Source organism: Streptomyces sp. NPDC046215, from assembly GCF_040646215.1.
GTDB lineage: Bacteria > Actinomycetota > Actinomycetes > Streptomycetales > Streptomycetaceae > Streptomyces > Streptomyces stramineus.
In genome coordinates this window covers 1-19,218 of record NZ_JBEYZW010000016.1, presented here as the reverse complement: position 1 = coordinate 19,218, position 19,218 = coordinate 1, and the positions used below count along the sequence as shown (strand labels likewise).

Below are 19,218 nucleotides of genomic sequence, written 5' to 3'. Positions count from 1 at the left end.
TCTGTCACTGAGTGCCCGACCCGAAGCGGGGAGTGATTCCCCGCTTCACGCGGACGTCCGGTTAAACGGGGATGGCGTCCCCGGTTATTTCCTGCCGGGTCCGTGACCTGCGCCACACACGGGTGGGCCCCCCATCTGCCCCGGCCGGGGGGCGTACGGGCGCGGACCGGCACAGGGTGATCACAGAGAGCGGCCGGAGACGGCAGGCCGCGCGCCGGAGGTGCCGGGAGGTGCCCGCCATGAAGTCCCTGGCCATCGCGGTCATGGTGTTCACCGCGCTCACGCTCACCTCGCCGGCGCCCTCGCGGGCCGGGGCCGGTGACGCGGGGAGCGGCGGGGCGGCCGCCGAGGGGGAAACCGACGGGAGACCGCCCTCGGGCCCTTGCGCGCTGCCGGGCGTCACCCGCCAGGTCTCCGAGGCCGCCCGCACGCCGCCCGGCTTCGCCCGGTCCCACGGCACCGTCCGGGCCGTCACGCTGTTCGTGGACTTCCCCGACGTGCCCGCCGAGGGCACTCCGCAGGAACGTTACGCCGAGTTCTTCCCGGCGGTCGCCGACTTCTACCGGGCCAGCTCCTACGGGCGGCTGGACTACCGCTCCACGCCGCTGCCGCGCTGGATCCGCATGGCACGCCCGTACGCCTCGTACGGCATCGAGCGCGGCGCGTCCTTCGACGCGGGCGGCGGGAACGGCTACCACGCCCTGTCCCGGGAGATCCTGGCGGCGGCCGACGGTGAGGTCGACTTCCGGGACTACGACCTCGTCAACGTCCTGGTCACCCCGAACGCCGGCCCGCCGGCCACCGAGGACGTGCGGTCGGTGACGTTCGCGGGGGCACCGACCGGGCTCACCACCGGGGACGGCGTCCCGTTCCAGAACGTCTCGTTCATCTGGAGCAGACAGACCGGCAACAGCCCCTACCGCGTCCTCAACCATGAGAACGGCCACGCGTTCGGCCTGCCGGACCTCTACTACACCAGCGGACTCACCGGCCGGACCAGGACGCCGGTGGGCCACTGGGACCCGATGGACGAGGACTGGGGCCCCTCCAACGACTTCCTCGCCTGGCACAAGTGGAAGCTGGGCTGGCTGGCCCCGGACCAGGTCCACTGCCTGACCGGCCCCGGCACCCGCACCCTGACCCTGACCCCCACCTCCGTGGCGGGCGGCGCCAAGCTGGCCGTCGTCCCGCTCTCCCGGACCCGCGCCGTGACCCTGGAGGCCCGCGCCCCCGGCCCGCTCGACCACACCGTCTGCCGCCCCGGGGTCCTCGTCTCCACCGTCGCCACGGACGTCGCCTCCGGCGACGGCCCCGTGCGCACCTCCGACGCCACCCCGGGCAGCGCCGGCTGCTACACGACGGATCCGAACGTGAACGCCCGGCTGAGCGACGCGCCGTACGTGGCCGGGCAGAGATGCCTGGCGCCCGGCGTCTCCGTCAAGGTGCTGGGGCAGGACGCCGACGGACGCTGGCGCGTATCCGTCACGGTGCGACCCCGGATCCTCGGCGCGGGCTCCCCCGCCGCGGTCAGCCGGCGCTCCAGTGCCGGCGGCCCAGGCTGATCAGCCGCAGCTGCCGCCGGGCGGTGTCCGCGATCCGGCTCTCTTCCCCGGGCGCCGCCTCCAGAAACGCGGCCGCGGTCATCACCAGGTGGTCGACGTACAGGTCGGCGAGCATCCGCACGTCGTCGGCGCTCCACCCCTCGGACTCCTCCTGCGCCGTGAGCGCCCCGGCGACCTCGTCGCCGAACCGCGCCAGCTCCGCCGCGATCGCCTCACGGACCGGCCGGACCCCGCCGTGGCGCTCCCGCGCGACGAACCGCACGTGCGCCCGGTGCAGCGCCACGTGCCCGGCCACGACGTCGACGCTGCGGTCGATGACCTCCTCGGCCCCGTCCTGCTCGGCGAGCACCGTGCGGATCATCCCGTGCAGGCTGCCCAGCGACTCCTCGACGAGCGCCACCCCGAGGTCGGCCATGTCGCGGAAGTGCCGGTAGAACGCGGCCGGCGCCACCCCCACGACCCGGGTGACCTCCCGCAGCCCGAGGCTGCTCAGACTCTGCTCCTCCAGGAGACCGAGCCCGGCGTCGAGGAGCGCCTGCCGGGTCTTCTGCTTCTGCGCCTGCCGGAGGCCGAGGGTGTGACTGTGACTCATGCCATTCAGTAAACAACTGTTTGCCGGGCGGAGCCAGGGGTACGTTCAGTTCAGTGAACGATTGTCACCCCAACTGTTCACTGAACCGAGTGCACCATCCGTCGAACTGGTCACCGGACCAGTCACCGCCCGACCTCCAGGAAGGCGTCCCGACATGATCTTCCTCGTCGCAGCCCTTCTGCTGATGGGAGTCCTGGTGGGCGCCGCGGCCCACACCCCGCTGCCGGTCCTGCTGCCCGCCGCGGCGGCCATCGCCCTCTGGCTGCTGGTCTTCACCGTCCGCGAGCGCACGAAGGAGCGTTGACCATGCCCGCCACACCGTCCACGACGCTGAACCGCCCCGCGCCCCCGAAGCCCGACCGGAAGCCGGCGCAGCGGCCCTCGCAGGAGCCCTCCCGGCGGCCCGAGCGGCGCCGCCGGATGCCGAAGCAGGACGCCATGGCCGTCTGGTCCTTCGTCATGGGTCTCGTGGGCCTCCTGATCTTCAACGTGGTCCTGGGCCCCGTCGCCCTGACCCTGGCGGCCCTCGCCCTCAAACACGGCACGGCCCGCCGGGGCCGCGCCCTCCTGGGCCTGACCCTGGGCGCGGCGGACCTCATCATCTTCGCGTCGCTGGCCGCGGCGGACGGCACGATCTCGTGGAGCCTCGGCGCCTGACGACGCCCCCCGACCACCCGCTACACTGACGGCGGCCCCGCCTCCGTAGCTCAGGGGATAGAGCACCGCTCTCCTAAAGCGGGTGTCGGCAGTTCGAATCTGCCCGGGGGCACCTTGCCGGAAGCCCTTCCGTCCATGAGGCGGGAGGGCTTTCTGTGTGCGGAGCGGCGTCCGCGCCTGCGGCCAAGTAGCCGCCGCCTCACAGCACTTCCGCCTGCACGCTACACCTCTTCGGTTGCCCGGAACCCGACTCCCCCGGCTGCCCGCGCGTGCCACCATGCCCGGGTGAACGCGCCTCCCATCGAGACCTGGGTCTCCGCCGTCGGAGTCTTCGCCGCGGCCGGGGCCGCCACCTTCGCCCGTGCCCTGCTGGGGTCCTACAAGCGTGACGTCGCCGAGAATCGCGAGCGCCTCCACCAGGAGCTGCGGATCTCCTCCTCCGACGGGCAGCTCGACATCCGGCTTCCCCCGGAGAAGCCGGCGGGTGACGAGGGGGGCCCGGACCGTGCGGGCGATACCGCCGAGCCTTCCGGCACGACGCACAACAACACCGTCTACAACATCCAGGTCGACCAGGGCTCGGTCGAGGAGCGGCGGGCGGAGCGCGAGGAGCAGACGTTCTCCGTGCTCCTCGCGGACTACTACGCGCACGGCCTCACCCAGGCGCAGCGGAGCTCGGTCATGAGTCTGGTCTTCTCGGCGATCGGCTGTCTGATCCTGTTCGTCGGGGTGGGGCTCGCGATCTGGCGGTCCGAGACCAGCGGTGACGTCTACGCCGCGATGGTCACGAACGTCACCGGCCTGGTCACCGGGGTCGTCGGCATCCTCTTCCACCGTCAGGCCCGCCAGGCGCTCGAACATCTGGAAGGGCAGACGAAGCTCCTGCGGGACGACATGCGCAGCGAGCGGGGCACACGTCAGGCCATCCGTCTGGTCGAGGACGTCGCCGATCCCGCCCTCAAGGCGAGGCTCCAGGCGGCGCTGATCCTTCAGTTCACCGACGCGACTCTGCCGGACGTTCCCGCGTCGGCTCCCGGAGGGCACCACCCCACCGCGCCTCTCAGCAACGGTGGCCATCGCGTCTCCGCCTGACTCGTCCGGCAGTTCATGGGCCTGACAGCGCACGCCCGCGGGCCCCTTTTTGCGGTCGCCATGCTGCGCTTGGCGGCCCTCCAATAGCTCACCGGACGTCTCAACGCCGCGCCAGCGGCGTACGGCTGACGCCGGCTCCGAAATCGCGGGCCCGCCCTTCTTCACGACATTTCCGCCCCGCGCCCTGATGGGGTCCGATAACCATGACAATGTGACTAAAGTCGACTCGTGGACGCTGGTGGTCGGGGCCAGTGCGTGGTTTCCGGGGCGCGGGTGTCCCCGGGGGGAGGACATGTCACCGCATGAGTCGTCGCTCCAGCGGACTGATAGGCATCTGGGCCGAAGCGCAGCGCCAGCAACAGCGGCAGCGGGAAGCCGAGCACCGGGAACGGTTGCAGGCCCAGCGTGAGCAGGAGCGGCAGCAGCGGGCGTACGACCGGGAGGTCGCCCGGCTCGACCGGGAGCAGCGTGCGGCGTACCGGCAGCGGCGGGAGGCCGAGGCCCGGCGGCGTACGGAGGAACTGGAGGCGCGCGTCGCGGAGCTGACGGGGCTTCTGGTGGCCGGGTGCCGTGAGCCGGCCTTCACGCCCGCGGCGCTGGGGCGGTCGGAGACCGTCGAGCCGTTCCAGCCGGGGCACCTCGCCCACCCGGTCGCCATGCCGGACCCGGGACAGTACCGCTTCGCCCGGCAGCAGTTCGAACACGACTGGCACACCGCCCAGGCCGCGGAGGCGCAGCGCCGGCAGCAACTGGCGGCGTACCGGCAGCAGTACGACCTGTGGGCCGCGCAGCAGCTGGCGGAGGTCCGGCAGTACAACGCCGGGATCGGTGAGATGGTCGACGCGCTGCGGCAGCGCGATCCCGACGCGGTGGTCGAGTACTTCTCCGCCGCCCTGTACGCCTCCGCCGCCTGGCCGGAGGAGTTTCCCCACCAGGTCTCCGCCGCCTACGACCCGGCCGCCCGCCAGTTGGTGCTGACCTGGGAGCTGCCGGGGTACGACGTCGTGCCGGAGGCCAAGTCCGTGCGGTACATGCCGACCGCGGACCAGGACCGGGAGACGGCACGGCCCGTCGCACAGCGCCGGGCGGTGTACCGGGATGTACTCGCCCAGTGCGTGCTGCTGGTGCTGCGCGATCTCTTCGCGGCGGACGGGTTCGGGGCCCTGGAGTCGGTCGCGGTCAACGGCTTCGTCGACGATCACGACCCGGTGACCGGTCGGCGGGCGCAGATCGTCCTGGCGGCGGCCACGGTGACGCGGGCGGCGTTCGCCGGGCTGCATCTGGAGCAGGTCATAGCCGTCGACTGCCTCACCGAGGGGCTGGGCGGTCAGCTGGCGGTCCGTCCCGACCAGCGGGCGGCCGTGCGGCCGGTGCGGATGCCCGACGAGGTCGGCCGGGACGGTACGGGCGTGGTCTCGCACGGGGGCGGGGACGACCCCGACCTGTTCGCGATGGACCCGGTCGAGTTCGAGGGGCTCGTCGCCCAGCTCTTCCGCGCGCGGGGGATGCGGGCCGTGATGACGCAGCGGTCCAACGACGGCGGCGTGGACGTGGAGGCCCTGGACCCGGACCCGATCAGCGGCGGCCGGATCATCGTGCAGGTGAAGCGGTACCGCAAGACGGTGCCGCCGACCGCGGTGCGCGACCTGTACGGGACGGTGCAGGGTGCCGGTGCGAACAAGGGTGTGCTGGTGACCACGTCCGGTTTCGGCCCCGGCTCGTACACCTTCGCCCACGGCAAGCCCCTGACCCTGGTGTCCGGGGAGGAACTGGTGGCGCTGCTGGGCCGGCACGGGCTGCGGGGGCGGCTGGGCGAGCCGGGCGCGGCTCCGGACCGCGATCGGCGCCCGCAGGCGGCGCCGGACCCGGTGGGGCCTGCCGCCCCGGCCGAGCCGGCCGGTGACCACAATGTGCTCGGCATGTCCTGGGGCGGCAGCGTCGCCCTCGACATCTGTGCCCTGGTCTGCCGCGGCGACCGGGTGCTCAGCGACGATCACTTCGTCTTCTACAACAACCCCGGCACCCCCGACGGGTCCGTGCGCGCCGTCGCCCCGTCCGCCGCGGACAAGGCCGCCCTGCGGGTCGCCTTCGAGGCGCTGCCGGCGGAGTCGGACCGGCTGGTGCTGGTCGCGGCGGTGGACCCGGCCGTGGATCCGGACGCCGATCTCTCCGGGTTCACTGACGCCCGGATCAGCCTGGCGGACGCCTCGGGGGCCGATCTGGGGCGGCTGGAGGTCTCCGACGGGCGGCCCGGGGAGACCGCGCTCGTCCTCGGGTCCTTCCGGCGGCGCGCGAACGGCGACTGGGACTTCGTCCTGGGCGGCAAGGGGTACCGGGGCGGGCTGGAGGCCCTGGTCCAGGAGTACGGCATCGAGGTCGCGTGAGGCGGGGGCGGGCCCCGGGGAGGGCGGGGCGGCGAGGGCGTTCCGGGGGGGCCGGCAGGGAGGGCAGGGGCGACGCGGGTGACGTGTACACAGCGGGACTTATCCACATCACCCGTTCGTGTCAGCCGATCCTCGTAGACTTCCCGCATGGCCGACCACCCCACAGAGACCGCCTGTCCCCCTGACACCAGCGAGGCCCTGCGCTGCCTGCAGCGCGTCTTCGGATACGACGCGTTCCGGGGCGATCAGGAAGCGATCATCGAGCACGTCTGCGCGGGTGGGGACGCGCTCGTCCTGATGCCCACCGGTGGCGGCAAGTCGCTCTGCTACCAGATTCCCGCCCTCGTCCGGCCGGGCGTCGGAGTCGTCGTCTCGCCGCTGATCGCCCTCATGCAGGACCAGGTCGACGCCCTGCGGGCGCTCGGCGTCCGCGCCGGCTTCCTGAACTCCACGCAGGACATGGACGAGCGGCGGATGGTCGAGGCGGAGTTCCTCTCGGGCGAGCTCGACCTGCTCTACCTGGCCCCGGAGCGGCTGCGGGTCGATGCCACGCTGCGGCTGCTCGACCGCGGGAAGATCTCGCTGTTCGCCATCGACGAGGCGCACTGCGTCGCCCAGTGGGGCCACGACTTCCGGCCCGACTACCTGGCCCTGTCCCAGCTGCACGAGCGCTGGCCGGACGTGCCGCGCATCGCGCTGACCGCGACGGCCACGGAGGCCACCCACGGCGAGATCGCGGCGCGGCTCACCCTCCAGAACGCCCGGCACTTCGTCGCCAGCTTCGACCGGCCGAACATCCAGTACCGCATCGCCCCGAAGAACGACCCCAAGCGCCAGCTCCTGGAGCTGCTGCGCACCGAGCACGACGGTGACGCGGGTGTCGTGTACTGCCTGTCGCGCCGCGGCGTCGAGGACACGGCGGCCTTCCTGGTGTCCAACGGCGTCGACGCCGTGCCGTACCACGCGGGGCTGGACGCGCGGACCCGCGCCGCGAACCAGGCGCGCTTCCTGCGCGAGGACGGCGTGGTCGTGGTGGCCACCATCGCGTTCGGCATGGGCATCGACAAGCCGGACGTGCGGTTCGTCGCCCACCTCGACCTGCCGAAGTCCGTCGAGGGCTACTACCAGGAGACCGGCCGCGCCGGGCGCGACGGCCTGCCGTCCACGGCCTGGCTGGCCTACGGGCTCCAGGACGTCGTCCAGCAGCGGAAGATGATCGACGGCTCCGAGGGCGACGACGCCCACCGGCGCAAGCTCGGCACGCACCTCGACGCGATGCTGGCCCTGTGCGAGACGGTCGAGTGCCGCCGGGTCGGGCTGCTCGCCTACTTCGGGCAGGCGAGCACGGCCTGCGGCAACTGCGACACGTGTCTGACGCCCGCCGAGACGTGGGACGGCACGATCGCCGCCCAGAAGTTCCTCTCGGCGGTGCTGCGGCTGGCCCGCGAGCGGCGGCAGAAGTTCGGCGCGGGGCAGATCATCGACATCCTGCTCGGCAAGAAGACCGCCAAGGTCATCCAGCACGACCACGACGGCCTGTCGGTCTTCGGCATCGGCACCGAGCTGAGCGTCGCCGAATGGCGGGGCGTGGTGCGGCAGCTCCTGGCGCAGGGCCTGCTCGCCGTCGAGGGCGACTACGGCACGCTGGTGCTCACCGACGCCAGCAGTGAGGTGCTGGGCAGGCAGCGTGAGGTGCGGCTGCGGCGCGAGCCGGAGAAGCCGGCCCGGGCGGCGAAGAGCTCGTCGAAGTCCGGCTCCGGCAAGCGGTCCGTCCCCGTCGACCTGCCGGAGGAGGCCGTGCCGGTCTTCGAGGAGCTGCGCGCCTGGCGTGCGGCCACCGCGAAGGAGCAGGGCGTCCCCGCGTACGTGATCTTCCACGACGCGACGCTGCGGGAGATCGCGACGGCGTCGCCCACGTCACTGGAGGAGCTGGGCGGCATCAGCGGCGTCGGCGAGAACAAGCTGGCGAAGCACGGGCAGCCGATTCTGGACCTGCTGACGGGGTTGCGGATGGCTTCGGCCTGACGCCGGGCCTCTGCGGGGGTGGGCTGTGCCCTCCCTCCCCCGGGGGAGGCGGGCTCCGACCGGGGACGCCGGGCCGTGACCGGGGAGCCGGGTGGGGCTGCGGCCAGGACGCCTGGCCGGGCTGCGCCCGGGACGCCGGACTGGACTGCGGCCGGGACGCCTGGCCGGGCTGCGGCCGGTACGCCGGGCCGCAGCCGGACCATCAGCCGGGCGGCCCCGAGCGACGGGGGCACCTGCCAGCGAATCGGCCAGAACGCCGGGCTCCGTCCGGATAGCCGGCCGGGCTGCAACCGGGACGCCGGGCCACGGCCGGGACGCCGGCCCGCGACCGGGAGACCGGGCCGGGCTGCGGCCGGAACGCCGGGTTATGACCAGGACGCCGGTCCGGGCTACGGCCAGGACGCCGGGCCACAACCGGAGCATCGGCCCGGCGGCCCCGAGCGACAAGGGCACCTGCCCGTGAAGGGGGCTGCCGCCACGCCCGCCCAGGCGCGTCCGAGGGCGGCTCGCGTCCGGCCAAGCCGTCTCCCGCGGGTCGTCCCCCGCCCAGCCGTCACTTACCGCCGCGCAACCCCGCCCCTGCCCCCGTCCCCGACGGCGGAGTCGCCACCTGTGGGCGAGGGAGTTGCCGTACCTCCGTGAGGTGGGCGTAGACCACCACGTTGCCCAGGTAAGTCTGCGTCTCCGTGTCGAAGCCGCCGCCGCAGGTGATGACCCTCAACTCGGCCCGCTTCGCAGGCCCGTAGACCTTCTGCGACGGGAAGTCCGTCCGGCTGTACACCTCGATCGCGTCGACCGTGAAGACGGCGGTGCGGCCGTCGGCGCGGGCCACTTCGAGGGTGTGGCCCTTCTTCAGGGCACCGAGGTTGTAGAAGACGGCGGGGCCGACGGCGGTGTCGACGTGCCCGGCGACGATCGCGGTCCCGGCCGCGCCGGGCGCGGTGCCGTCCGCGTACCAGCCGGCGAGGTTGCGGTCGTCCTCCGGCGGGCTGGCGAGCGTGCCGTCCGCCGCCAGCGACAGGGGCTGCACCGGGGCGTCGACCCTGATGGCCGGGGCCCGGAACCGGGTCGGCGCGGCCGGGGGCAGGGGTGGGGCCGCCGGGCCCTCGGCGGGCAGCAGTCCGCCGGATCCGCCCGCCGGGAACGCCTCGGCCGCCGTGGGCTGCGGGGGCGGCCCTTGGGTCCCGGCACCGTGCTGGATGAGCCAGCTCCCGCCGCACAGGGCGAGGGCGAGGACGACGGCGAGCAGCGTCTTGCGGGCGTCCGGCGTCCCGGGCAACCGGGCGCCGAGCCGTGCGGAGAGCGAGCCGCCGCCTTTCGTGCGGGACCGGCACGCGGCCGCCTCCCGTGGCCCACCGGGGACCCCGGACGCCGATCGGCCCCTGGCCGAGTCCCCGGGCCGACGGCCGCCACTCCGCCGGGAGACCCGCGCATCCGCCTCCCCAGGCACACCCGGCACCACCAACATCGCCCGGCCCTCGGCCAACTCCCCGGGCCCACGGCCGCCGCCCAACCGGGAGACCCGCGCATCCGCCTCACCGGGCCGCTCCTCACCCCCCGCCGCCTCACCCGCGCCCTCGCCGCCGTCCCGGGCCCGGGCCCGGCGTAGTTCCTCCGACCGGGAGCGGTGGGTCTCCCTCAGGCGGGCCGCGCGGCGGGCACGGGAGTGGGGGGTGCCGCGCTTCCGGGGCGGCCGGCCGGCCTGTCCGCCCTGTCTCTGGGATCGCTGAGATCTCTGGGACATCACGTTCCTCCACCGCGCCCCCGGCCCCCGGACGCGTGGGCGTCCGGGGGCCAGGGGTGCGGAGCCCGCGGTGCCGGACGTCAGACCCGGTCGCCGCCGCCGCGCCGACGGAGGAACCAGGTGCCGCCGACCGCCGCGGTCGCCAGGACGGCCGCTCCGGCCACGATCTCGACCATGCCGGAGTTGTCACTGGTGGAGCCCACGCCGGTCTTCATACCGCCCGAGGGGTGCACCGTGGGGCCGCCGCGCGAGGTGACGACCAGGTCGCCCGTGGCTTCCTTGCCGTTCTTGCACTTGACGCCGATGCCGTAGGTGCCCGCCTTGGCCTTCTCCGGGACCGTGAACTGGCCGACGACGACTTCCTTGTGCGTGCCGGGCTTGAGCGGGAACGAAGCCGGGCCGCCCACGGCGCTGGCGTCGCCCGTGCCCGAGCCGCCCGGGCCGCACGCCTTGGTGTTCACCGTGACCTGCGTGCCGGGCTGGGCGGGGTTGGGGCTGACCTCCAGGGTGCCGAAGTCACCGGCGAACGCGGGGGCGCTCGCGAGCCCCAGGGCCGCTATGGTCAGGGCGGTCCCGGTGAGCACTCGTGCAGTACGCATGCTTGTTCCTCCGTGAGCGCGGACGCGGCACACCGATGTGCCATCGAAGGAGTGGGGGGTTCCGCGCCCCTCAGAGCAGAGCGAAGCGGCGTTCGAGTGGACCTGCACCCTGACGCTGCATCAGGTGAGCGGTCGCGACCCGCGCGCCACGGCGCCCCCGACCGGCATAAGACCAGGTCACAGGGCAAATACCCGGCCGTCGGCACGGAAGTGCAGCCCGCACGGCGAACGGGTGATCCTGCCCGGCCCCGCGGCGCAGGAGCCCCGGCCCCGCGGCGCGGAAGCCCCGACCCCGCCTCCCTGCCGAGCCCTCACCCGTTCGGCGCCTTTACCGCACCAGGGGCACAGCTCGGGACGAATCACACAGAACGGTGACCCCTGAGTCGGGAGGGGTCACTTACGGCGAGGGCGCGCGTATGCTCTGCGCCCATGGGGGAGGAAAGCGAAGTCCCCGTCAACGGACAGGCGTTCGAGGAGACTTGGCGGGTTCGCATCTCGCTGTCCGACGGGGGCATGCTGGGCGCCGGCATTCTGCTGGGCGTCGACACGGTGCTGACGTGCGCCCATGTCATCCCCTGGGACGGCGGTCCGGAGCCGGACGTCGAGGTGCTGGCGGAGCTGGTCGGGGTGGCCGGCGCGGAGCCCGTGCGGGCGCGGGTCGCCGCGGGGTGCTGGGTGCCGGAGCTGGCGGATTCGCGAGGGGACGTGGCCCTGCTGAAGCTGGCCGAGCCGCAGCACGCCCGGCACGTGGCACCGCTGCACCGGATGGCGCCGTCGCCGGGGCGGACGGTGCGGATGTTCGGCCACCCGGACACCCCCGGCCTCCGGGACGGCGTGTACTTCTGGGCCACCATCGACGGGCCCTGCGGGCCGCGCGGCGAGTGGGTGCAGCTCTCCCCCCGCAGCCCCGCGGAGACGGTGCGGCCCGGTTTCAGCGGGGCGGCCGTCACCGACGCGGAGACCCACCGGGTGCTGGGGATGGTCGTCAGCCGCTACGACGACCGGACCGCGGACGCGCCCGCCGGCGAGCGCCTGCACCTCTCCTACATGATCCCGATCGAGACGATCGTCCGGCACCTGCCGCAGATCGAGGGCCACGTCGGCGGCCGGCCCGGCAACGAACTGCCCTCGGTGCCCCGCGACGCACCCCTGGACCGGGAGTTCGCCCGCTGGCTGGCCCGCTGGTTCCGGGCGGTCGAGGGCACCCGCCGGGTCGAGGCGATCGTCATCAAGAAGGGCGAGGCGGCCCGTTCGGCGACCCTCAGCCGCGCCGTCGCCTTCGCCGACCGGGAGCTCACCCCGGAAGGCCCGGAGAACCCGGCGCCACCCCCGGCCCCGCACCCCGCCCCGCACCTCGCCCCGGCGCCCGACAACCCCCGCCGCACCCCCGCCCACAACGGCACGCCCCATCCCTGCGCCCCCGGCCCCCCGCACGACACCGACAGCACCGTGCCCCCGGTCGGCAGCGTGGACCTCGCCCTGGACGTCTCCGGCGCGACCGTCGCGCAGGTCGCCGACCGGGTCGCCGACCGGCTGGGGCTGCGGTCCGGCGACGGCCGCACCGTCGGCCGCTTCGGCGGCATCCGGTCGGTGCCGCTCACCGTCGTCGCCGAGGGCGTCGACTACGCCGAGGACCCCGTCGCGCTCGTCGAGTTCACCGATCTGCTCGCCGCCCGGGGCGCCCGGTTGCTCCTCGTCTTCCGAAACCCCGACTCGCAGAGCCTGGAGCTGGCGCTGAGCATGGCCGACCCGAGCAAGGACGAGATCACCGCCCGGCTCGACCGGGTCCGCGACCGCATCGAGCACATCGCCCGCCGCGAGCGCACCGCCTACGACCGGGCGGCCCTGATCGCGCCGGTGCGGCCCGTGCCGCAGGAGGCCGCCGGGCTGCGGCTGGACCTCACCCGGCTGCGCGCCGACCCGGACCCGGCCGGCCGCCGGTTCCCGCCCCGGCTCGCCGCCTTCGAGAGCGCCGTGGAGTCGGGGCTGCTGAGGGTCGAGGAGGCGATCGGCGTGGCCGAGGCGGGCATCGCCCGCCGGGACGAACTGCGCGGCCGGCTGGAAGCTTTCTTCGCACTGCTCGCGTCCCGCAGTCTGGAGGAGGAGCAGGCCGCCGCGCCGCTCTACCGCGCCGCGCACAACCTCCTCTACCGGGCGCCCTGCGAGCTGGCCGAGGCCGAGGGAGCCGTGGAGCGGTTCGCCGAGGCCGTCCGGCGGCACACGCACCGTCCGAGAAGGGGCGATCTGCCATGACCCGCACCGCCGACTGCGACCGCCGCGACTGCCGGGGCTGCGCCGCCGACGGCACCGGCTTCTGCCATGTCACCGGCCGGCCGCTGGCGGGCCGCGACGGGCCCGGCGGCCTCACCGAAAGCCCGCCCACGGCCGGCACCAAGCGGCGGATCGCGGCCGACCGGCTCTTCACCGCCAGGCCGGCCGGTGACGGCCTGCTCGACCTGCCGTTCGTCGAGACCCCCTCCCCGGAGGACCTCGTCGTCGAGGACTGGCAGGCCGCGCCCGGCGGCCGCGTCTGCGGCTGGCAGGGGTGCACCCAGGTCGTCGGCCGCTCGTACGCCGGCCAGCCGGCGCTCATCACCGGCTACTGCTCCCGGTGCGCGCACCCCTTCGACTTCACCCCGCAGCTCGCCCCCGGCGACGTGGTGGGCGAGCAGTACCGGGTGGTGGGCTGCCTGGCCAACGGCGGCCTGGGCTGGGTCTACCTCGCCCAGGACACCCAGCTGGAGGACCACCTGGTGGCCCTGAAAGGGCTGATCCACACCGGGGACCGCGTCGCCCTGCACCTCGCGGGCGAGGAGCGGCGCTACCTCACCCTCCTCGACCACCCGGGCATCGTCCGCATCATCAACTACGTGACCCACCCGTCCCGGGGCGCCGGGGAGGAGGACGGCCGCACGGGCTACATCGTCATGGAGTTCGTCGACGGCATGTCGCTCTCCCAGGTCCGCGACCGGATCGCGCGCCGCGAGGGCCCGTTCGGCGAGCCGCGCGTCCTGGAGTACGTGCTCGCCTACGGCTGCCGCATCCTCGACGCCCTCGACTACCTGCACCGCGAGAGCCTCGTCTATTGCGACCTCAAGCCCAACAACGTCATGCACCACGCCGGCCGGGTCAAGCTCATCGACCTGGGGGCCGTCCGCCGGCTGGGCGAGCCCGGCGGGACGGTCCTGGGCGCGCGGGGGTTCATGGCCCCCGAGGTCGTCGACCACGGCGCCGGCGGCCTCTCCGTGCGCTCGGACCTCTTCAGCGTCGGAATGACGCTGCGGGCACTGTCCGACGAGGCGGGACCGCGGGTGCCCGGGCTGGGCAGCGAGTCCTACGAGCGGGCCGTCGCCCGCGCCACCGCCGAGGACCCCCGCTCCCGCTTCGCCTCGGCCCGCGACATGGCCGAGCAGCTGCGCGGCGTCCTGCGGGAGGTCCGGGCGCTGCGCACCGAGCGCGAACACCCCGAGCCCTCCACCCTGTTCGCCCCGACCGCCGCCCTCCTGGACGCCTCGCTGGGGCGCGTACCGCCCCTGGAGCGCTGGCTGTCCGGGGAGCGGCGGCCGGTCCTCGACGTGGGGCTGCCCGCCCCGGAGCGGGTGCCGCACGACCTTCCGGTGCCCCACCCCGACCCGGAGGACCCCGGCGCGGCCCTCCTCGCCCAGCCCACCACGAGCGGCCCCCGGCGCCTCATCCAGCAGTTGTACGCGTCCGGACGGGAGTCCGTGGAGATCCCCCTGAGGCAGTGCCGGGCCCACATAGAGCTGGGTGAACTCCAGTCCGCGCGCGAACGTTTGACGGCCGCTCAGGCCGCACTGGGCACAGCCGCCGCGTACGACTGGCGCGTCCCCTGGCACGAAGGGCTGCTGCACCTCGCCCACCGCGACACCACCGCCGCCGAGGGCGACTTCGACCGCGTCTACGGCAGCCTGCCCGGGGAGTACGCGCCGAAGCTGGCCCTCGGCTACTGCGCCGAGCACCGCGGCGACACCGCCGCCGCGGAGCGCTACTACCAGGCCGTGTGGCAGCGCAACCGCTCCCAGGGCAGCGCCGCCTTCGGCCTCGCCCGGCTGCGGCTGGCCGCCGGGGACCGCACGGGCGCCGTCGACCTGCTCAGCGGCGTCCCCGAGGTCTCCCGGCACTACGACGCCGCCCGGACGGCGTGCGTGCGCATCCTCGCCGGGCGGCTGCCCGGCGGCGACGCCGGGGCGCTGCCGGACCTCAGCCACCTCACCGAGGCCCTCACCCGGCTCCCCCGGCTCTACCTGGACGAGGGCCACCGCACCGGGCCGGCCCGCGACCGGCTGGAGGCCGAGCTGCTCGACGTCGCCCTGGACTGGATACGGGCGGTGACGACCCCCGCGGCGGAGCGGAACGACGGGCTCTTCGGCACGGACGACGAGGAGTTCACCATCCGCAGCAGACTGGAGCACAAGCTCCGCGGCCTCGCCCGGCAGGCCCGCACCCCGGCCGGCCTCGGCACCCTGGTCGACCTGGCCAACCGCGTCCGGCCCAAGACCCGTTTCTGACCAGGGGGACCTGATGGACCGAGCCAACGGAGCCCACGCCGGCCGCACGCGCGGGCCCGCCCTGACGGCCCAGCTGGGCCAGAACAAGTACCTGGCGGCCGGCTCCGGCACCCTGCCGGCGCACGCCGTCCTCACCGTCGAGGCCGAGGGCCTGGGCGGCCTCACCGCGCGCGCCGAATCCGCCGAGGTCGTCGTCATCGACTGCTCCGGCTCGATGAGCTGGCCCAGCACCAAGATCGCGGCGGCCCGGCGGGCGGCCGCGGCGGCGGTCGAGGCGCTGCGCGACGGCACCCGCTTCGCGCTCGTCGAGGGCACCGACCGGGCCCGCGTGGTCTACCCGCCGGGCGGGGGCATGGCCCTGGCCGGGCCGGACTCCCGGGCCGACGCCGCGCACGTCGCCGCCCGTCTCGTCGCCGCCGGGGGCACCGCCATGGCCGCGTGGCTCACCTGCGCCCTCGACCTCCTCGCCGCGCAGAGCGCCCCCATCCGGCACACGGTGCTGCTCACCGACGGGCGCAACGAACACGACCGGCCCGGTGAGCTGGAGGACGCGCTGACCGCCTGCGCGGGCCGCTTCACCTGTGACGCCCGGGGCATCGGCGACCAGTGGGCCGCCACCGAACTGCGGGAGATCGCCACCCGGCTGCACGGCGTGGCCGACGCTGTCGAGGACCACTCCGACCTGGAGGCGGAGTTCCGCACGATGATGACCTCCGCCATGGGCAAGGCGCTGCCGGACATACGCATCCGCGTCCGGCTGCGCGAGGGCAGCGAGCTGCGCTTCCTCAAGCAGGTCTTCCCCACCGAGCTGGACCTCACGGCCGAGGGCGTGCGGGCCGAGGAGAGCGTCTGGGAGTTCCCCACCGGCGCGTGGGGCGACGAGGCCCGTGACTTCCACCTGTGCGTCACCGCCGACCCCGCGGGCGACCCCCGCGGCGAGGACCTCCAGCTGGCGTCCGTGACGCTGGTCGCCGGGGACCAGCAGCCGGGCACCGCTACGCCGCGGATCGCCCTGCCGCGCCCCAGCCCGCTGCTCGTCCACTGGACGGACGACCCCGTCCTGTCCACCCGGGTCCACCCACGCGTCGCCCACTACGGCGGCCACGCGGACCTCGGCCGGGCCGTCGTCGCCGGGTGCGAGGCGTACGAGCGCGGGGAGCGGGCGACCGCCGAGGCCGAGTGGGGGCGGGCGGTGCGCCTGGCCGGCGAGCTGCGCGACGAGAAGATGCTGCGGCGCCTGGGCCGGCTGGTGACCGTCACCGACCTGCCGCCGGGGGAGGTCCGCATCCGCTCCGACCTCTCGCACGGCGACCTCAACGCGGTGTGGGTCACGGCCGACCACAGCACCCGGTGGACGGCGCCGTCGGAACGCGCACAGCCCACCGAGCGGCCGTTACCGGAGCAGCGCGAGGCCCCGGACCGGGCGTGCCCGCGGTGCCGGCGCGTCTCGGCCGCCGGCGACAGCGTCTGCACCCAGTGCGGGCACCGCTTCGCGACCGCGCCCGCCGCACCGCCCGGGCCCCCGGCATGACCCCTGTGTCCGGCCGCCCGGGGATATCCGGCCTCCCCGGGCCGGCCGGCACCCGTCACTTCCTGCTGCACCGGCTGGCCGCCCTCCTCGCGGCGACGGGCCTGGCCTGCGCGGCGCTGCTGGCCGCGTACTACGGGGTGAGCCGCAACGCCGGTGCGGTCGACGACCGCACCGGGCCCGCCATAGTCCAGGTGGCGGCGGCACAGCGCGCCCTGGAGGCGTCCTACGCGGCGGCCCGGGACAGCCTCACCGGGAAGGCGTCCCGCGTGGAGGGGCCCGGCGAGGAGTACCGCGTCGAGCTCAACGCCGCCACGCAGAGCCTCGCCAAGGCCGCCATGAGCACCGTCGCGGACGACAGCGGGCGGCAGACGCTGCGCACCGCGACGGGCCTGGTCTCGTCCTACGACTTCCTCGTCCAGCAGGCCGCCCGCAGTTCCGGCAACCACGCGCTGCGCGACGCCTACCTCGGCTACGCCGACCGGACGCTGCACCGGCCGGGCAGTGGCGTCGTGACCCGCCTGGAGAAGGTCCAGAGCAACCAGTTCGGCGTCCTGCGGGGGCAGACGTCGTTCGGCTGGCTGCTGCGGCTCGTCTGGGCGGTGGCCTTCACGCTGCTGGCCGTGCTGGCCTGGCTGCTCGTCGACACCCAGCGGCGGCTGCGCAGGCACTTCCGGCGCCTGGTGAGCCCCTGGCTGGCCGTGGCCACCCTGCTGCCGGCCGCGGCCCTGCCGCTGGCCGTGTTCGCCGCACAGATCCAGAGCCGGCTGGGCTCGGCCCGGGCGATTCTGGCCCGGGGCCGCACCGACGCCCTGGAGGAAGTGGACGGCGTCCTGGCCGGCACGCACTGGAGGGCCGGGGCCACCAGCTGGATCCCGCTGGCCGGCCTGGTGGTCGTCGCCCTGATCCTCATCGGCCTCCAGCCGCGGATCGACGAGTACCGGTTCCGCCACGACGGGCCGGGCAAGGGCGCGCAGAGCCCGGTGAGCGTCCTGCTGGGCGCGGGGGCGCGCACCCATCAGGTCACCGCCGTGCTGCTCGCCCTGTGGCTGGTGATGATCTGCGCCGTCGGCTTCGGCGACCGGCGGGACGAGCGGCTGGGGAAGGTCACCGTCCTGGCCGCCTGGACCGGCGAGGAGGGCGAGCGGTTCCGCAAGGTCCTCCGGCGGTTCACCGAGAAGCACCACATCGCGGTCTCCTACCAGGGCACCACCGCCCTGCGCGAGGTGCTGCTCTCCCGGGTGAACGCGGGCGCCGCGCCCGAGGTCGCGATCCTGCCCAGCCTCGGCGAGGCCGTCGACTACGACGCCCGCAAGGCCCTCAAACCTCTCGACGACGTGCTGGGCCCGGCCGTCCTCAAGGCGTACGGGCCGCTGTGGACCCCGCGGGCGCACGGCAAGGTCTACGCCGTCCCCGTCAAGGCGGGCCTGAAGAGCCTCGTCTGGTACGACGCCACCCGCCCCCGCTCCCGGGAGCAGCTGGCCACCCTGGCGGGCGACGGCGGGCGGTGGTGCGCGGGCATGGGCGGCGACGACACCTCCGGCTGGCCGGGCACCGACTGGATCGAGGACTTCCTGCTCCAGGGCAGCGGCCGGGACGTCTACGAGCGGTGGGCCCGGGGCGAGCTGAAGTGGGACTCGCCCGAGGTCGCCCGGGCGTGGCAGAGCTTCCGCGCCCTCTTCGGCCCCGGCCCGGCGCGCTCCGCGCTCACCGAGGACTACACGCAGGGCATGTTCAAGCGGCCCTGCACGCTGGAGCACCAGGGCGCCTTCATCCGCAGCAACTATCCGGAGCACGCGCGCGCCGACTTCGTCTTCACCCCCGAGGTGCTCCCCGGGGTCGACCGGGGCTCCACCGCCCGTGAGGTGTCCGCCGACTACGCGGCGCTGTTCGGGACGAGCCCGGAGGCGAAGGAGCTGATGCGGTTCCTCACCACGCGGGAGGCGCAGGAGGTGTGGGCCGAGCCGGACCGGAGGAGCGGAAACCCCTTCCGCCCCTTCTTCCCCTTCGTCACCGGTACCGAGGCGCCCCGGCTCGACCCGGACAAGGAGCCCCTGAACGACCGGATCGACAAGGAGCTGCGCCGGCGGACCCTGTGCCTGGACGCCTCCGACGCCATGCCACCGCGGATGCGCTTCGCCTTCCAGCACGCGGTCCTGGACTTCCTCAGCGACCCCGGCAGGAGCCCCGGCGAGACGCTCAAGGGCCTCGACCAGGTACAGGAGAAGATCAAGGACCAGACCCCCCGCCCGGACCGCATCTGCGGGTGAGGCGGTGGCCCGGCGGGTCTTCGGCTGCGGGCTTGTCGTTGCCGCGTTGCCGCCTGCGGCGCGTCCGTCGTTGCCGCCTGCGGCGGCGGGCGCCCTACGGGCGCGTCCTCAAACTCCCCCAGCTACCGCTGGGAGGTGCCCCCGGACGGGCTGGTAGTGGCTGAGCTCGGCCCTGGCCACACCCGCCTTCTACCGGGAACGGCTGACGGGCCTGGGCCTGGCCCAGGTCGAGTTCG

General features: G+C 74.4%; 13 protein-coding genes and 1 tRNA gene. 11 read left to right on the top strand and 3 right to left on the bottom strand.

The window, feature by feature from the left end; genetic code table 11:
* Positions 1 to 239: 239 nt before the first annotated feature.
* Positions 240 to 1,562: a M6 family metalloprotease domain-containing protein gene (locus ABZ951_RS09825; protein ID WP_344092046.1), complete on the top strand. Its 1,323-nt coding sequence runs from the start codon at positions 240 to 242 to the stop codon at positions 1,560 to 1,562.
* Here ABZ951_RS09825 and ABZ951_RS09820 read toward each other — a convergent pair.
* The gene (locus ABZ951_RS09820) at positions 1,528 to 2,154 is read right to left on the bottom strand and encodes a TetR family transcriptional regulator (protein WP_344092048.1); all 627 of its coding nucleotides are present in this window, start codon (positions 2,152 to 2,154) and stop codon (positions 1,528 to 1,530) included. The two genes, ABZ951_RS09825 and ABZ951_RS09820, sit on opposite strands and share 35 nt — an antisense overlap.
* A 154-nt stretch (positions 2,155 to 2,308) precedes the next feature.
* On the opposite strand from ABZ951_RS09820, the gene ABZ951_RS09815 reads away from it, so the two are divergent.
* From ABZ951_RS09815 to recQ, 6 genes are all read left to right on the top strand, one after another.
* Positions 2,309 to 2,458, top strand: coding sequence for a hypothetical protein (locus tag ABZ951_RS09815; RefSeq protein ID WP_344092050.1), 150 nt, complete (start codon positions 2,309 to 2,311; stop codon positions 2,456 to 2,458).
* 2 nt (positions 2,459 to 2,460) lie between these two features.
* Complete coding sequence (locus tag ABZ951_RS09810) at positions 2,461 to 2,811, top strand: hypothetical protein (RefSeq protein WP_344092052.1); 351 nt, start codon at positions 2,461 to 2,463, stop codon at positions 2,809 to 2,811.
* Positions 2,812 to 2,850: 39 nt separating this feature from the next.
* Positions 2,851 to 2,923, top strand: a tRNA-Arg gene (locus tag ABZ951_RS09805).
* Positions 2,924 to 3,096: 173 nt separating this feature from the next.
* Entirely contained in the window at positions 3,097 to 3,903 is an 807-nt protein-coding gene (locus ABZ951_RS09800; protein WP_344092054.1) for a hypothetical protein, read from the top strand.
* Between the two features lie 302 nt (positions 3,904 to 4,205).
* Positions 4,206 to 6,287, top strand: coding sequence for a restriction endonuclease (locus ABZ951_RS09795; protein ID WP_344092056.1), 2,082 nt, complete (start codon positions 4,206 to 4,208; stop codon positions 6,285 to 6,287).
* A gap of 147 nt (positions 6,288 to 6,434) precedes the next feature.
* A complete protein-coding gene (recQ, locus tag ABZ951_RS09790; RefSeq protein ID WP_344092060.1) occupies positions 6,435 to 8,312 on the top strand; it encodes a DNA helicase RecQ in 1,878 nt (625 codons plus the stop codon).
* A gap of 553 nt (positions 8,313 to 8,865) precedes the next feature.
* Here recQ and ABZ951_RS09785 read toward each other — a convergent pair.
* Together ABZ951_RS09785 and ABZ951_RS09780 are read right to left on the bottom strand one after the other, a co-directional pair.
* Complete coding sequence (locus ABZ951_RS09785; protein ID WP_344092063.1) at positions 8,866 to 9,591, bottom strand: class F sortase; 726 nt, start codon at positions 9,589 to 9,591, stop codon at positions 8,866 to 8,868.
* Positions 9,592 to 10,136: 545 nt separating this feature from the next.
* Positions 10,137 to 10,655 carry a hypothetical protein gene (locus ABZ951_RS09780; protein WP_344092065.1) on the bottom strand — a complete coding sequence of 173 codons (519 nt, stop codon included), beginning with the start codon at positions 10,653 to 10,655 and terminating at the stop codon, positions 10,137 to 10,139.
* A gap of 429 nt (positions 10,656 to 11,084) precedes the next feature.
* On the opposite strand from ABZ951_RS09780, the gene ABZ951_RS09775 reads away from it, so the two are divergent.
* The 4 genes from ABZ951_RS09775 to ABZ951_RS09760 are packed head-to-tail and all read left to right on the top strand — an operon-like array spanning position 11,085 to position 18,982.
* Positions 11,085 to 12,908: a serine protease gene (locus ABZ951_RS09775; RefSeq protein ID WP_344092067.1), complete on the top strand. Its 1,824-nt coding sequence runs from the start codon at positions 11,085 to 11,087 to the stop codon at positions 12,906 to 12,908.
* A complete protein-coding gene (locus tag ABZ951_RS09770; RefSeq protein WP_344092070.1) occupies positions 12,905 to 15,184 on the top strand; it encodes a tetratricopeptide repeat protein in 2,280 nt (759 codons plus the stop codon). The genes ABZ951_RS09775 and ABZ951_RS09770 overlap by 4 nt, the downstream gene beginning before the upstream one ends.
* Positions 15,185 to 15,197: 13 nt before the next feature.
* Positions 15,198 to 16,715, top strand: coding sequence for a vWA domain-containing protein (locus ABZ951_RS09765; RefSeq protein WP_344092072.1), 1,518 nt, complete (start codon positions 15,198 to 15,200; stop codon positions 16,713 to 16,715).
* A complete protein-coding gene (locus tag ABZ951_RS09760) occupies positions 16,712 to 18,982 on the top strand; it encodes an extracellular solute-binding protein (RefSeq protein WP_344092074.1) in 2,271 nt (756 codons plus the stop codon). The genes ABZ951_RS09765 and ABZ951_RS09760 overlap by 4 nt, the downstream gene beginning before the upstream one ends.
* Positions 18,983 to 19,218: the final 236 nt, after the last annotated feature.

Coding starts and splice junctions, on each gene's coding strand:
- ABZ951_RS09810 (WP_344092052.1), top strand. CDS start 2,461: ATGCCCGCCACACCGTCCACGACGCTGAACCGCCCCGCGCCCCCGAAG.
- ABZ951_RS09825 (WP_344092046.1), top strand. CDS start 240: ATGAAGTCCCTGGCCATCGCGGTCATGGTGTTCACCGCGCTCACGCTC.
- recQ (WP_344092060.1), top strand. CDS start 6,435: ATGGCCGACCACCCCACAGAGACCGCCTGTCCCCCTGACACCAGCGAG.
- ABZ951_RS09765 (WP_344092072.1), top strand. CDS start 15,198: ATGGACCGAGCCAACGGAGCCCACGCCGGCCGCACGCGCGGGCCCGCC.
- ABZ951_RS09780 (WP_344092065.1), bottom strand. CDS start 10,655: ATGCGTACTGCACGAGTGCTCACCGGGACCGCCCTGACCATAGCGGCC.
- ABZ951_RS09770 (WP_344092070.1), top strand. CDS start 12,905: ATGACCCGCACCGCCGACTGCGACCGCCGCGACTGCCGGGGCTGCGCC.
- ABZ951_RS09815 (WP_344092050.1), top strand. CDS start 2,309: ATGATCTTCCTCGTCGCAGCCCTTCTGCTGATGGGAGTCCTGGTGGGC.
- ABZ951_RS09775 (WP_344092067.1), top strand. CDS start 11,085: ATGGGGGAGGAAAGCGAAGTCCCCGTCAACGGACAGGCGTTCGAGGAG.
- ABZ951_RS09760 (WP_344092074.1), top strand. CDS start 16,712: ATGACCCCTGTGTCCGGCCGCCCGGGGATATCCGGCCTCCCCGGGCCG.
- ABZ951_RS09795 (WP_344092056.1), top strand. CDS start 4,206: ATGAGTCGTCGCTCCAGCGGACTGATAGGCATCTGGGCCGAAGCGCAG.
- ABZ951_RS09820 (WP_344092048.1), bottom strand. CDS start 2,154: ATGAGTCACAGTCACACCCTCGGCCTCCGGCAGGCGCAGAAGCAGAAG.